Origin of the sequence: Kitasatospora sp. NPDC051984 (assembly GCF_044593455.1) — a bacterium.
Classification (GTDB): Bacteria; Actinomycetota; Actinomycetes; order Streptomycetales; family Streptomycetaceae; genus Kitasatospora.
Genome location: NZ_JBIUCB010000012.1, coordinates 93,779 through 106,552 on the forward strand (window position 1 = coordinate 93,779; position 12,774 = coordinate 106,552).

General features: G+C 73.5%; 15 protein-coding genes. 9 read left to right on the forward strand and 6 right to left on the reverse strand.

Annotation, left to right across the window (positions count from 1 at the left end; translation table 11 throughout):
* Positions 1-7 precede the first annotated feature (7 nt).
* From ACIHEI_RS23210 to ACIHEI_RS23235, 6 genes are all read left to right on the forward strand, one after another.
* Positions 8-619 (forward strand): LysE family transporter, encoded by a 612-nt coding sequence (locus tag ACIHEI_RS23210; RefSeq protein ID WP_387863302.1) that lies wholly within the window; start codon positions 8-10, stop codon positions 617-619.
* Positions 620-725: 106 nt separating this feature from the next.
* Entirely contained in the window at positions 726-2,219 is a 1,494-nt protein-coding gene (locus tag ACIHEI_RS23215) for a carboxylesterase/lipase family protein (RefSeq protein WP_396607933.1), read from the forward strand.
* A 217-nt stretch (positions 2,220-2,436) separates the two neighbouring features.
* Positions 2,437-3,387 (forward strand): aminoglycoside phosphotransferase family protein, encoded by a 951-nt coding sequence (locus tag ACIHEI_RS23220; protein WP_396607934.1) that lies wholly within the window; start codon positions 2,437-2,439, stop codon positions 3,385-3,387.
* 155 nt (positions 3,388-3,542) lie between these two features.
* Positions 3,543-3,953, forward strand: coding sequence for a hypothetical protein (locus tag ACIHEI_RS23225; RefSeq protein WP_387863309.1), 411 nt, complete (start codon positions 3,543-3,545; stop codon positions 3,951-3,953).
* A gap of 179 nt (positions 3,954-4,132) precedes the next feature.
* Positions 4,133-4,693 carry a hypothetical protein gene (locus ACIHEI_RS23230; RefSeq protein ID WP_396607935.1) on the forward strand — a complete coding sequence of 187 codons (561 nt, stop codon included), beginning with the start codon at positions 4,133-4,135 and terminating at the stop codon, positions 4,691-4,693.
* 98 nt (positions 4,694-4,791) lie between these two features.
* Positions 4,792-5,448, forward strand: a complete 657-nt coding sequence (locus ACIHEI_RS23235; RefSeq protein ID WP_396607936.1) for a class I SAM-dependent methyltransferase — start codon at positions 4,792-4,794, stop codon at positions 5,446-5,448.
* Positions 5,449-5,486: 38 nt separating this feature from the next.
* Here the strand turns inward: ACIHEI_RS23235 and ACIHEI_RS23240 are convergent, their stop codons facing one another.
* A complete protein-coding gene (locus tag ACIHEI_RS23240; protein WP_387642462.1) occupies positions 5,487-5,759 on the reverse strand; it encodes a helix-turn-helix domain-containing protein in 273 nt (90 codons plus the stop codon).
* A gap of 73 nt (positions 5,760-5,832) precedes the next feature.
* Positions 5,833-6,288, reverse strand: a complete 456-nt coding sequence (locus ACIHEI_RS23245) for a nuclear transport factor 2 family protein (RefSeq protein ID WP_396607937.1) — start codon at positions 6,286-6,288, stop codon at positions 5,833-5,835.
* A gap of 107 nt (positions 6,289-6,395) precedes the next feature.
* Between ACIHEI_RS23245 and ACIHEI_RS23250 the strand changes: the two genes are divergently transcribed.
* The 3 genes from ACIHEI_RS23250 to ACIHEI_RS23260 all read left to right on the forward strand — a co-directional run bounded on the left by ACIHEI_RS23250 (position 6,396) and on the right by ACIHEI_RS23260 (position 8,828).
* The gene (locus ACIHEI_RS23250; RefSeq protein WP_396607938.1) at positions 6,396-6,974 is read left to right on the forward strand and encodes a TetR/AcrR family transcriptional regulator; all 579 of its coding nucleotides are present in this window, start codon (positions 6,396-6,398) and stop codon (positions 6,972-6,974) included.
* A 113-nt stretch (positions 6,975-7,087) separates the two neighbouring features.
* Positions 7,088-7,855 carry a type I methionyl aminopeptidase gene (gene map, locus ACIHEI_RS23255; protein WP_387863319.1) on the forward strand — a complete coding sequence of 256 codons (768 nt, stop codon included), beginning with the start codon at positions 7,088-7,090 and terminating at the stop codon, positions 7,853-7,855.
* A 559-nt stretch (positions 7,856-8,414) separates the two neighbouring features.
* Complete coding sequence (locus tag ACIHEI_RS23260; RefSeq protein ID WP_396607939.1) at positions 8,415-8,828, forward strand: transglycosylase family protein; 414 nt, start codon at positions 8,415-8,417, stop codon at positions 8,826-8,828.
* A 177-nt stretch (positions 8,829-9,005) separates the two neighbouring features.
* On the opposite strand, the gene ACIHEI_RS23265 is transcribed toward ACIHEI_RS23260, so the two are convergent.
* From ACIHEI_RS23265 to ACIHEI_RS23280, 4 genes are all read right to left on the reverse strand, one after another.
* The gene (locus tag ACIHEI_RS23265) at positions 9,006-9,362 is read right to left on the reverse strand and encodes an immunity 51 family protein (RefSeq protein WP_396607940.1); all 357 of its coding nucleotides are present in this window, start codon (positions 9,360-9,362) and stop codon (positions 9,006-9,008) included.
* A gap of 42 nt (positions 9,363-9,404) precedes the next feature.
* On the reverse strand, positions 9,405-10,817 hold the full coding sequence (locus ACIHEI_RS23270) for a hypothetical protein (RefSeq protein ID WP_396607941.1): 1,413 nt from the start codon (positions 10,815-10,817) through the stop codon (positions 9,405-9,407).
* Between the two features lie 17 nt (positions 10,818-10,834).
* A complete protein-coding gene (locus tag ACIHEI_RS23275) occupies positions 10,835-11,530 on the reverse strand; it encodes a sensor domain-containing protein (RefSeq protein ID WP_396607942.1) in 696 nt (231 codons plus the stop codon).
* A 176-nt stretch (positions 11,531-11,706) separates the two neighbouring features.
* Positions 11,707-12,753 carry a YihY/virulence factor BrkB family protein gene (locus tag ACIHEI_RS23280; protein WP_396607943.1) on the reverse strand — a complete coding sequence of 349 codons (1,047 nt, stop codon included), beginning with the start codon at positions 12,751-12,753 and terminating at the stop codon, positions 11,707-11,709.
* Between the last annotated feature and the right edge of the window lie 21 nt (positions 12,754-12,774).

A 12,774-nucleotide genomic window follows, 5' to 3' on the forward strand; every position in this document is an offset into this window, starting at 1 on the left:
TGAGGGGATGGCGACAAGCGCGGCGGTCGAAGGCGTAGTGGCGGGACTCGGGGTGGCGGTGCCACTCGGCGCGGTCGGGGTCCTGCTGCTGCAGGAGGGCCGCCGCGGCTGGGCCCCCGCCGCCGGCGGGGCGACGGCGGTCGCGGCGGTCGATGGCGCGTACGCCACGGTCGCCGTACTGGCCGGCCCCCGGGTCGCCCACCTGCTCACCGGCCACGAGAGCGCGGTGCGCGCCGTCTCCGCCCTGCTGCTCGGCGCGATCGCCGTCCACGGCCTGCTCGGCCTGCGCCGCACCGCCGAACCCACCGAACCCGCCGAGGCCCCGTCGGTCGGCAGCGCGGCCCGCGCGTTCGTCCGCTTCGCCCTGCTGACGCTCGTCAACCCGCTGACCGCCCTGTACTTCACCGCCCTGATCACCGCCCGGGGCGCGGACGCCCGGGCCGGCGCCACCGCCTTCGTCACCGGCGTCTTCCTGGCCTCCCTGGTCTGGCAGCACCTCCTCGCCGCGGCGGGCGCCTTCGCCGGCGCGAAGCTCGGCCCCCGGGTGCGGCGCTCGACGTACGCGGCGGGCTACGGGCTGGTCGCCGTGCTGGCGCTGCGGCTGGCGTTCAGCGGCTGAACTGGGCGTCCGGCAGCGGGAATTCGGTTGCGGGAATTCGGTTGCGGAGACGCTGATCGGGCGAAAGGCTCCATTTGCCCCGAGCCCCTTCGAAACTGGACATCCGATGAGCAGCGTCATAGTCAGCACCCGCCACGGCCAGGTCCGCGGCCGCCTCCACGACGGCACCGCGGCCTTCCTGGGAATCCCTTACGCCGCACCGCCGTTCGGCGCCGACCGGATGCGGCCGCCCCGGGCCCCCGAACCATGGAGCGGCGTGCGCGACGCGCTCGTCCCCGGCCCCAGCGCCCCGCAGCCCGGCTACGCCCCCGCGATGGCCGGACTGCTGGTGGAGGCCGGCCCGCAGGGCGAGGACTGCCTCAACCTCAACGTCTGGACGCCGGCGCCGCATTCGCCCGGCGAAGGACTGCCCGTCATGGTGTGGATCCACGGCGGCGCTTTCCGCAACGGCTCCGGCTCGCTGCGCACCTACGACGGCACCGTCCTCGCCCGCGACGGCGTCGTCTGCGTCACCCTGAACTACCGGCTCGGCGCCGAAGGCTTCCTGCTGCTGCCCGACGGCACCGCCAACCTCGGCCTGTTGGACCAGATCGCCGCGCTGGAATGGGTGCGCGACAACATCGCCGCGTTCGGCGGCGACCCCGGCAACGTCACCGTCTTCGGGCAGTCCGCCGGAGCGATCGGCATCACCGCGCTCATGACGATGCCCTCGGCCGACGGCCTGTTCCGGCGCGCCATCACCCAGAGCGGCGCCGGACACCACGCCCACACCCCCGAGACCGGGCGCCGCATCACCGAACGCCTGGCCGAACTCGCCGGTGTCGAGTGCACCGTCGAAGGCCTCGCCGCCGTCCCGCCCGCGGAGTTGGCCGCGGCCAACGGCCGACTCGCCCAGGAGATCGCCCGCAGCACCGAACCCGCCCAGTGGGGCGAGTCCGCCGGCGGCGGCACCACCGTCCTGCCGGTCGCCGGTACCGCCACGCTGCCCGAACGCCCCGTAGACGCCATCGCCGCCGGCGCGGGCCGCCACCTCGACCTGCTCACCGGCGTCACCGCCGAGGAATTCCGCCTGTTCCTCGTCCCGCTCGGCATGGCCGACCGCATCAACGACGGCTTCCTGCACGGCTTCCTCGCCGCCCTCGGCCTCGACCCCGTGGCCGCACGCGCCACCTACGCCGAGACCCGACCGCACGCCACCGCCGCCGACCTGTTCTCGGCCGTGATGACCGACCACGGCTACCGCGTGCCCGCCCTCCGCATCGCCGAGGCCCGCGCCGCCCACGGCGCGGACACCTGGTTCTACGAATTCACCGAACCCTCCCCGGCCCTCGACGGCGCCCTCGGCGCCTGCCACATGGCCGAACTCGGCCCCGTCTTCGGCCACTTGAACGACCCGCTGCTGAACAACCCCCTGCTCTCCGCACACCTCCGCAGCGCCTGGACCACCTTCGCCCACCACGGCCACCCCACCGCCGACCAGCTGCCGCCCTGGCCCCCCTACCTCCCCGGCCGCGCCGTCATGCGCCTGAACGCCACCGCGTCCGGCGTCCACCACGACCCGGCCCGCGCCGAACGACTCCTCTGGACGAAGCTGCGCTGACCGCGACCGCGACCGCGACCGCGCCCGGCGCGCCCGACCAGGGAGGGCCATCGACGTCAGGGCTCCTCGACCAGGCCGGTGGCGAAGGGGAAGTTCTCCAGGAACTCGCGCCGCCGGAGCTCTGGCTCGGCCCCGGCCAGGTCGGCGAGGACCCGTGTCCGGGCAGCGTATTCGACCTCTCAACGGCCGGTCCTTCGTTGCGAGTTAAGGTGAAACCGTGATCGGGATTCCGGAGGACTTCGCGCGGAGCACCGTGGCTCGGGAGGGTGAACCGGGGCGGGTGTGGGTGGCAGGGTTGCCTGTGCTGGTCGGGGGGCTGCTGGAGCGGTGGGGGTGTCGGCCGGACGGGGCGGTGGGGCACGGGCAGGTCGGGGTCGTGGTGCCGGTGCGGACGGCCGACGGGGGGCCGGCCGTGCTGAAGGTCTCGTTCCCGCACCCGGGCAACGCACATGAGGCGGACGCGTTCGCCGTCTGGGGCGGCCGCGGTGCGGTGCGGCTGCTCCGGCGCGACGACGCCCGGTTCGCGATGCTGCTGGAGCGGGCCGGCCGGCGCACCCTCGCCGAGCACCCGGACGTCGCCGTGGACGAAGCCGTCGCCATCGCCGGACGCCTCACCCACCGGCTGGCGGTGCCCGCGCCGTCCGGACTGCCACGCCTCGCCGACCGGTCCGGGCAGTGGGCGGCCGACCTCCGCAGGGACGCCGACCGGCTGCCCCGGCCGCTGCCGCGCCACGTGGTGGACACCGCGATCGCCACCGTCCGCGAACTCGGACCCGACCAGCCCGACACCCTCGTCCACGGCGACCTGCACCTCGGCAACATCCTGCCCGCCGAGCGCGAACCCTGGCTGGCCATCGACCCCAAGGGCTACGTCGGCGACCCGGCCTACGACGCAATCACCCTGCTCCGCAGCCGATTTGACGACCTGCTCGCCGCAGGCGACCTGCGGCGGGCCGTGCTGCGCCGACTCGCGATCTACGCCGAAGCCGCCGAACTCGACCACCGGCGCGTCCGCCGCTGGGCCCAGGCCCGCGCGGTGAGCGCCGCCCACTGGGGGCGGGAGCACGGCGACCCGGACTGGCTGGTCGAAGTCACCGACCGGATCGCGCAGTTGCTGTGCGTCAACCACCCGTCCCGCGCGCGGAGTACGGGCCGGGTCGAGACCTGAGACTCCACGCCGGTTACCTGCGCGGAAAGCGGAGGTTGCCGTCCGGGAACGGATGCCGGTGCCGGCCCGAGCTGCGGCGGGGCCGTCTTGAACTGGCGGCCGGGGATGCAGGATGCTCACTCGCGGAGGATCAACCTGCTTTGGGCGGAGGAGAGTTGGACTGGGCTCACGCGGCCGGTTACGGCGCCGTCGGGGGAGCGGTGGTCGAACTGGTGGTCGCCAATGGGCGGTTGCTGGCGTGGCAGGCGGCGCGGCACCGGGCGCGGCAGGAGAGACGGCGGCGAATGCCGCCGCTGCGCCATTACGTCGACTTCTCGGCGGACCTGGCGGCCGGGCTGAGCCGGATCGCACTCGGGGCGGTCACGGGGTGGCTGCTGCACTCCCAGATCACCGGACTGTACGCGGCGGTGGCGGCCGGGGCCTCGGCGCCCGCGCTGTTGCGGCAGATCGGGTCGTTCACCTCCGCGCAGGCCGTCCTGAGGGGCGAAGAACCGCCGGTGGCCGGGGAGCCCGAAGACCAGAGGCCCGTGCCGGTGCCGGGGCGGCCGGGGGAGGTCGGGTCATGAGCTTCGGACGTCGCTACCTGGACTCGCTCATGGCCGATGGGCCGACGCCGGCCCCGTTCCGCCCCCGACTCGGGCCCGAAGTGCCCTGGTGGCGGCGCTACTTGGCGTCGCTCGTCGGCGTCGAGCCGCCCGCGAGGACGGAACGTGCGGCGGACGCGCCGGTGCGGGAGACCGGGTTCGTGGTGCTGCGCCCGGTGGTGCAGCTGAAGCCGGCTGCCTGGGTGGGCCCGCGCGGAAGGGTGGAGGTGGCACGTCGGCGGCGCGTTCGGTTGACGCCCGGGCTGGCTTTCGTCGCGGCCGCTGCCACCGTGCTCGCCGGTGTGGTTCTGTTCGTCCCGCACGGTACCGACCGCGATCCGGCGGTGCCGCCCCCGGCGCCCTCGTCGTCCGCTTCCCGCGGTGCCGCACCGGCGGGCTGCGGCGAGGCGCAGCGGGCGCTGGACGCGTACCGGGCAGCGTCGGCGTCAGCGTCAGCGTCGGCGTCGGCGTCGGCGGGGACGGAAAGCGCGGGGCAGGCCGCCTCGGCGCGGGCGGCGAACATCGCTTTGCAGTCCGCGAGTTCGGAGGCGGACCCGTATGTCCGGACGGTGATCCTCAAGCTGGCGGACGAGTTCCGGGAACTGAGCCTCCGCCTGGACGGCACGGCGAGCGGCGATCCCGGGCAGGCGGTGGCGGACATCGAAGCCGACACCACGCTGCTCGAACACCGGTGCGCGGAGAGCCTGTTCGGTTCGCCCTGACCTTCGGCGTTCAGGGCCGAGCAATCCGGACGAGCAAAGCGGAAGTTGGCGATCCGTTCGGGCCGCTGATTGTCGGCGGCGGATGGGAGGGTGCTCGGATGGACACCCGCCTGCACGTCATCGCCGAGTACTGGAACGACGCCGCTCCCGCCTTCGACCAGGAGCCCGATCACGGACTGGGGGCCGAGGCCACCCGACAGGCCTGGGTACGGCGGGTGGCCGAGTGGGTGCCCGGCGGGCCGCTGGACGTGCTGGACGCCGGGTGCGGGACGGGGTCGCTGTCGCGGCTGTTGGCGGAGGCCGGGCACCGGGTGACGGGGGTGGACCTGGCGGCCGAAATGGTGGAGCGGGCCCGGGCGAAGCTGGCCGGGGCGGGGCTCGCCGGGCGGTTCATGGTGGGGGACGCCTCGCGGCCGCCCGTCGAAGCCGAACGGTTCGACGCCGTGCTCTGCCGGCACCTGCTGTGGACGCTGCCCGACCCGGAGGCGGCGCTGCGGCACTGGACCACCCTGCTGCGCCCGGGCGGCCGGCTGGTGCTGATCGAGGGCCGGTGGCGCGAGGCGGGCGCGGAGTCGGAGCCGTACGCGGAGGGCGTGGGCGAGCTGCCGTGGGCGGGTGGTGCGAGCGCGGAACAACTTGCCCGTGCGGTAGGGCCGTTGGTGCGTGAACTGCGGGTGGAGCCGTTGTCGCAGGACGCCGAACTGTGGGGCGGCCCGGTGTCGGACGAGCGGTACGCGGTGCTGGCGACCGCCTGAGGCGGGGCCCCGGTCAGGGCGACGGTGCTGGAGTGGGGTCAGCCGGCGGCGCGCCGGTCGTCGGCGACCACGCCCAGCCAGACCTGGGCGGCGTCGTCCAGCGGGACGTCGAGCGCGGCGCACAGGCCGACCACGGTGCCGAAGCCGGGGCTGGGGAGACGGCCCATCTCGATCTTGCGGAGGGTCTCGGGGGAGATGCCGGCGCTCTGGGCGACGGCGACCGGGTCGCGGCCGGCCCTGGTTTCGCGGAACAGCGCGCCCAGGCGCCGGCCGGCTTCGATCTGCTCGGGGGTGAGGGGGATTCGCACCATGCCGCCACGCTACCGACCGCGGTGGCCCGCCGTCGCCCCGCCCGGGAGCCCGGCAGGATCCGGAAGAGAGGGCCTATCGCACCGGCAGCTCGGGTTCGCCGTCCTGCCGGGGGCCGAGGATGCGGCGGTCCGCGGCATCGATCCGGACGTCGTCGATGCTGGCCTCGCGCCGCCGCATCAGGCCGGTCGGGTCGAACTCCCACAGCTCGTTGCCGTGGCTGCGCCACCACTGGCCTTCGTCGTCGTGCCACTCGTACTGGAAGCGGACGGCGATCCGGTCGCCGTCGAACGCCCACAGGTTCTTGCGCAGGGCGTATTCGTGTTCGCGGGCCCACTTGGCGGTGAGGAAGGCGATGATCTCGGGGCGGCCGGTGAGGAAGGTGTCGCGGTTGCGCCACACCGAGTCGGGTGTGTAGGCGAGGGCGACGCGCTGCGGGTCGCGGCTGTTCCAGGCGTCCTCGGCGGCCCGGACCTTGGCGAGCGCGCTGTCGCGGGTGAACGGCGGGTGGGGCGGTCGGTCCTCGGTCATGGTGGGCCCCTCGTTCGAAAGGTGGAGAACGGCCGTTCTCCATCGGCGTCGGACGCTAGGCTAGGGAACGACCGTTCTCCATGTCAATCCCCCGCAGGAGTGCGCCGATGCCCGCCCCGCTCACCGAAGAGCAGACCCGGCAGGACCACGAGAAGCTGCTGGACTCCGCCGAAGCGCTGTTCTACGAGAAGGGCATCCGCGCGGTCGGCATGGACGAGGTGCGGGCCGCCTCGGGGCTGCCGCTCAAGCGCATCTACCGCCTCCACCCCACCAAGGACGACCTGGTGGTGGCCGTGCTGCGCCGCCGTGACCTGCGCTGGCGGGGCGGGCTCACCGCCGCCGCCGAGGCGCACGCCGAGCCGCGGGCCCGGCTGCTGGCCGCGTTCGACTGGCTGGCCGACTGGTGTGCCGAGCCGGGCTTCCGGGGCTGCGCCTGGATCAACGCGTTCGGCGAGATGGGTCCGGCCTCGCCGGCCGTGCTCGAGGAGGTCCGTTCCCACAAGGACGCCTTCCACCGGCAGTTGGCCGACTGGTGCGCCGCCGCCGGCCTCGCCGAGCCCGCGCCCGTCCAGCTGCTCGCCGAGGGTGCCATCGTCACCGCCGCGATCGCCGGTACCGACGCCCCGGCCCGGCAGGCGCGCGCCGCCGTCGAGGCGATGCTGGGGAGCGGGTCCGACGGCAGCTGAAGTGGGCGGTATTTAAATACCGTTCTGCTGCTAGGGTGTCCCCGTCCCGCCGGTATTCAAATACCGGCAGCCTCGGAGCGGGCGGCGCGCTGCCGCTGTGCAGGGAGCGTGTCGTGATCGAGTACAAGACCCCACAGGCCATCGAGAAGATGGCCGTCACCGGCCGGTTCGTCGCCGAGACGCTGGCCGAACTGTCCGCGATGGTCGAGCCCGGCCGCCAGGTGATGGACCTGGAGCACCAGGCCAGGAAGCTGATCGAGAAGCGCGGCGCGGTCTCCTGCTACTGGGACTACGCGCCGTCGTTCGGCCGCGGCCCGTTCCGCAACGTGATCTGCCTGTCCGTGAACGACGCGGTGCTGCACGGGCAGCCCCACCCCTATGTGCTGCGCGACGGCGACGTGATCAGCCTGGACTTCGCGGTGTCGATCGACGGCTGGGTCGCCGACTCCGCCGTCACCGTCATCGCGGGCACGGCCGCCGAGCAGGACGTCCGCCTGATCGACTCCACCCGGGCCGCCCTGGACGCGGCGATCGCCGCCGCGGTGCCCGGCAACCGCACGGGCGACCTGTCGGCGGCCATCGCCAAGGTCGGCCACGCGGCCGGCTACCGGATCAACACCGACTTCGGCGGCCACGGCCTGGGCCGCACCATGCACGAGGACCCGCACATCGCCAACGTCGGACGGGCGGGGCGCGGCCTGGAACTGCGCCCCGGGCTGACGCTGGCGCTCGAGCCGTGGTGGTGCACCGGCACGGCGGAGCTGCGGGTGGACCGGGACGGCTGGACGCTGCGCTCGGCGGACGGCTCGCGCGGCGCGCACTCCGAGCACACCGTGGCGATCACCGAGGACGGGCCGCGGGTGCTCACCGCGCTCTCCTGAGCCGCGCTGTCTGCGGCGCGCCGCCCTGCGGCGCGCCGCCCTGAGGCGCACCGCCCTGAGGCGCCGATTTCGCCACGGTCGGTGCCCGGCGAGTGAGCGGACCGTGACCGTTGTGGCCCGGCCCACCGCCGGAAGGGCGGGCGATCGGCAGTCGGTTGCCGCTCGACTGCGCGGCGTGTGCGGTGCGCCGGCGGGGGAGGCTGAAAGCCGGTGAGGCCGGTCACAAGACGGGCCGGCCGGGCCCGGAAAATCGCGGGCCGACGGGCCGCGGAAGCCCGATTTACCGCCGGTAATGCGGCTCTGACCTGCACAGACCTTCGAATGCTTGGACATCGGCCAGAACGCCCGTAGCTTCGTAACCAGTGCAGGGCGCACTACCCGGGATCACCCGACATCAACGCCCCGGAGCGGCCACCGAGTCGCATCGCACGGGCAGGGTGACCGCGACGGAGAGCAGGTCGGTCAACCGACCGCACCGTCCGATCAACAGGCGTGAAGCAGCAGGCCCGCCAGGGCCCTGGTTCCGCCTTGCCTGCCCGGGGCAGCCGAAAGGATTCGCATGATCTTCCGTAACGAGACCGCCACCGCCACGACCGCCGCCGCCACCGCCGAGAAGGGCAGCCGTACCCGCAAGCGCGTCCGTGCCGCCATCGTGGCGGGTGCCGCAGTGGCCGTTCTGCCGGTGGCCGGACTCGTCACGGCGACCGGGGCCCACGCCGCCGACGCGTCCACCTGGGACAAGGTCGCCCAGTGCGAGTCGACCGGCAACTGGGCGATCAACTCCGGCAACGGCTTCTACGGCGGTCTGCAGTTCACCAACTCCACGTGGGCCGCGTTCGGTGGCACCGCGTACGCCCCGCAGGCCAACCTGGCCACCAAGGCGCAGCAGATCTCCGTCGCTGAGAAGGTGCTCGCCTCCCAGGGCCCCGGCGCCTGGCCGGTCTGCTCGGTCGTCGCCGGTCTGACCAAGTAATGCCGGTCTGACCAAGTAATGCCGGTCTGACCAAGTGTTACGGTCACCCGCTGACCGGTCCGCCCCGCCGGACCACCCGTACACGCCGACGGCCGCCCCTCACCTCGGGAGGGAGCGGCCGTCGGCGTGTCCGCGTTTCCGGGGACGCGGCGGGTCCGCGGTCGGCTGGGGCGCCGATCAGTCGAACCAGTCGGGCTCGGCGGCGTCGATCAGCTCGCGCAGCGTCGGCCGGTCGTGGAACGCGCCGGACAGCATCGCGCCGAGTTCGCGCAGCGCCGCCGCGTCCTCGCCGTACGCCACGAACATGCCGGCCTCCGGGTCGTAGCCGAACCGGCCCTCCAAGTGCGGCGCGCGCGAACGCACCGCGGAACGGGCCACCGCCTCCCAGCTGTAGCCGCCGTTCGGCTGCCCGGCGGCCTCGAACACCTCGTCCACCGCGACCATCCGATCGTCCGACAGCAGCAGGCAGTACGAGCCGGGCCGGTGGTCGTACTCGAAGAACCGCAGGGGGGCGTACATCTCACGATCAGTCATGGCCCGGACGGTATCGGCGGCCACCGACAGCCGGGAGACGGATCAGAACGGGTCCGGCACCGCGTTGTCGTTCTCGTCGTAGAAGGTGGTGCGCTCCAGCACGCCGGGCAGCGTGTGGATCAGGTACATCTCCCAGTCGGTGACGCCCGGGGCGCGTTCCCAGGTGGCGGCGTAGGCGGGGATCCGGCCGTTGGCGTCGAACGGGAAGGTGCGCATGCCGTCCTCGTACGCGCGGCCGCGGGCCAGCACGTTGGGCAGGTCGGCCTTGCTGAGGTCCTTCAGTGAGACGTGGATCCGATAGTTCGGGTCCTCGAGCCGGCCGATCAGCTCCCGGCGTAGTTGGGCCTTGGTGAGGTCCATCAGGTGCTCGTAGCCGTACCGTTCGGCGAACGGCTGCACCCGGCCGCCCAGTCCGAGCGCGAGGTTGCGAGGCGGCGGGACGGCGGACGCGGGTGTCGGGGCCTCGACCTCGTCGGTGCCGCTGATCACGGCCCGCTTGCCGTTCACCAGCGTGACCGCCGCGCCGCCGGTGTTGAGTGTGTCGTCGAACGCGCGCTCGGCGGCGGTCGGTGGCCGGGACGGGTCGCGCAGCGACAGGCCGCGGTAGGTGCCGTCGCCCTGGGTGGCCAGGGCGTCGAAACGGCGGGTCGGCCCGGCCGTGCCCGCGTTCGCCATCGCGAACTTGGTCAGCGCGCCGGGGGACAGCACGGCGTCGACCGGCCGGGGGTCGACCGTGACGCCGTGCCGGTCGGCGTACGAGTCGAACGGCCCGCGACGCAGCGCGCCGGAGGCCCGGTCGCCGCCGTCGGTGCGGGTGGCCGTGACGGACGGCCGGACGCGGTCGACGGCGGTGCCCGGGTCGGTGGCGGCGGGCGGGGTGGCGAGCCGGGCGAGCAACTCGGTGGCCATCTGGTCCACCAAGTAGCCGCGGGCGCTCTGCAAGGTGCTGCGCTTGGAGGCCAGTTCGCCCTTGCGCTTGTCCAGGTCGGCCTGCCCGGACTTGATCGCTTCGCCTTCGTCCGCGATCTTGCTGGCCTTGTCCTTGAGCTGCTTCTGTTCGGAATTGATCGCATCGGCTTCGGCGTTCAGCGCATCCGCGACGGACGGCGGCGCACCGTTCGGGTACTGCGCGACCACCTCGTTGTGCTGCCGGATCTTCTCGTCGTTGGCGTCGAGCGCGTCGAGCACCGCCTTCGACTGCTCGTTGTACGCGCTGGTCCGCCGGTCCAGGTCGGCCTGCTGCCCGTCCAGGCTCTGCTGGGTCGGCAGCTCGGCCAACTGGCGGTTGAACGTGGTGAGCTGGTTGTTGAGGGTGGGGGAGTAGGCGCTGCCAGGGGCGACCGGCTCGATCGCGGCCGCGCCGGCCGAGGACGCCGCGCCGTCCGAGGAGGCCGCGCCGGCCGGTGGCGCGAGGGCGAACAGGGCGGCCGTGCAGGCCAGCGTAAGGGTCGCCAACTTCCGCAGCCGGCCCGTCACTTGGCACGCTCCGCCATCCGGTCGGCCAGCGCGCGGGCGGCCGGGCGGCCGTCACCGGCCTGGCAGACCGCCGACTGCAGCACGGTCGACCCGGCCAGCCGGGCCTCCCGGTAGCACGCCCAGCCGTCGCCGTGGTCCTGGGTGGCCGTCCAGGTCAGCGCGGTGTCGGTGGCGCTGTCCACCCGGTACGTCCAGCGCGAGGCGTTCGCGCCGGAGGCGTCCCGGACGGCGGTGGTGCACGCCTTGAGCCCGTCGGCGAGCGTGCCGAACACCTCCGACGCCAGGTCGGCGGTGGCGTACCGGCCGACGGTCTGGGTGGCGGTGTGGTCCGTCGACGTGGCGGAGTCCTGCTGCGCCACCGACACGAACGCCGTCCAACCCCCCTGATAGACAACGGTGGTGGCCGGTCCGACCGCCACCGAACAGCCCGGCGGGTCGGCCGGCAGCGGGGGCGCCGGTTCACTCGCCCGAGTCTGCTCGTTCAGCGTGCTGCCGACTGCCTTGCTGACCTCGTCCGCGGGCAGCACCACTGCCTGGACCGTCCCCGCCACCACCCGTGGCGAGGCGTCGTTCGCGGGCCACAGCCACCACGCCACGCCGGCCGCCACCGCGACCAGCAGCGCCGCGCCGGCCCCGATCAGCCGCCACCGCCCGGACCGGCCGGGCGCCTTCGCCTCGCTCCCACTGCTCATCGGACTGCTCATCGGCTCTCCCAAGTTCCTCGACGGCCGACACCGCCGGGCGGCGGCGCCGGAAGGAAATCAGGTGCGGCCGGTGGCCCGGCCGTCGCCAACAGTGTCCGTTCAACTGCGATGAAAGCGAAGCGATTTGAGCGAATGCGAGGTTTCCGTCGGGCGGCTGTGGGAGGCTACCGCCGCTCCTCGGGCCCCTCCTCGTCGCCGTCCTTCTCCGGCTCGGGCTTCGGCTCGGGCACAGCTTCGGTCTCCTCCGGCTCCGGTTCGGGCGCGACGAACTCGACCGCCACGCGCTGCTCGGGGCGGCGTTCCTCCTGGCGGGCCAGCGACTCCAGCACGTCCTGGTCAGGTCCGGTCAGCGGCGGCTGGAGCAGCGAGCGCGGCCACAGCCGGCGGGCCAGCACCACGTTCGTCTCGGACGCGTACACGGTGATCTGGGACGCCAGGTACAGCCAGGACAGCAGGCCGATGACCGTCGCGAAGAAGCCGTACACGGCGGTGGCGTGGCGCAGTTGATGCGCCACCAGCACCGCGCCGAACGCCTGCAGGACGGTGAACAGCGGGCCCGCGAGCAGGCTGCCCGGCAGCAGGCGGCGGGTCGGCACCTCCTTCGGCGTGAGGATCCGCAGGCAGGCCATGAACACCGCGGTGTTCAGCACCGCCGACAGCAGCAGCCCGCCGACCCGGGCGAGCGTGCCCGCAAGCGTGGTGCCGACCAGCGCCGCAGCGGCTGTGGTCACCACCAGTCCGATGCCCAGCGCGCCGAACAGTGCCAGGCTGCGGGCCAGCCGCGGCCAGTAACCGGGCCGCCGCACGCCCGGGACGTTCCACACCTCGGCCATCGTGTGCTGCAGCACCTGCGCGATGCCCAGCGCGCCGTACAGCAGGCCGAGGATGCCGATCACCAGCGCCAGCCCGCTGCCCTGCACCGAGTGCACGTTCTCCCGCAACTGGTCGCCGATGATCGGAAAATCGGCCAGCGCGGAGTTGACCACCGCCTCCTGCGCCCCCGGATGACCGTGCAGCACGAAGCCCAGCACGGTGGAGAGCAGGAGCAGCAGCGGGATCAGCGACACGAAACCGTAGTAGGTGATCAGCGCGGCCAGCAGCCCGCCCCGGTCGTCGCCGTACTTCTTGATCACGCCGAACACCGCGGCCGGCGGCCGGTGCCGCTGCTGGGTGCGGTCGACGGCACGCAGCGCGCGCTCGATCGGATTCACTGGCAGTCCTTCCTGCTTGCC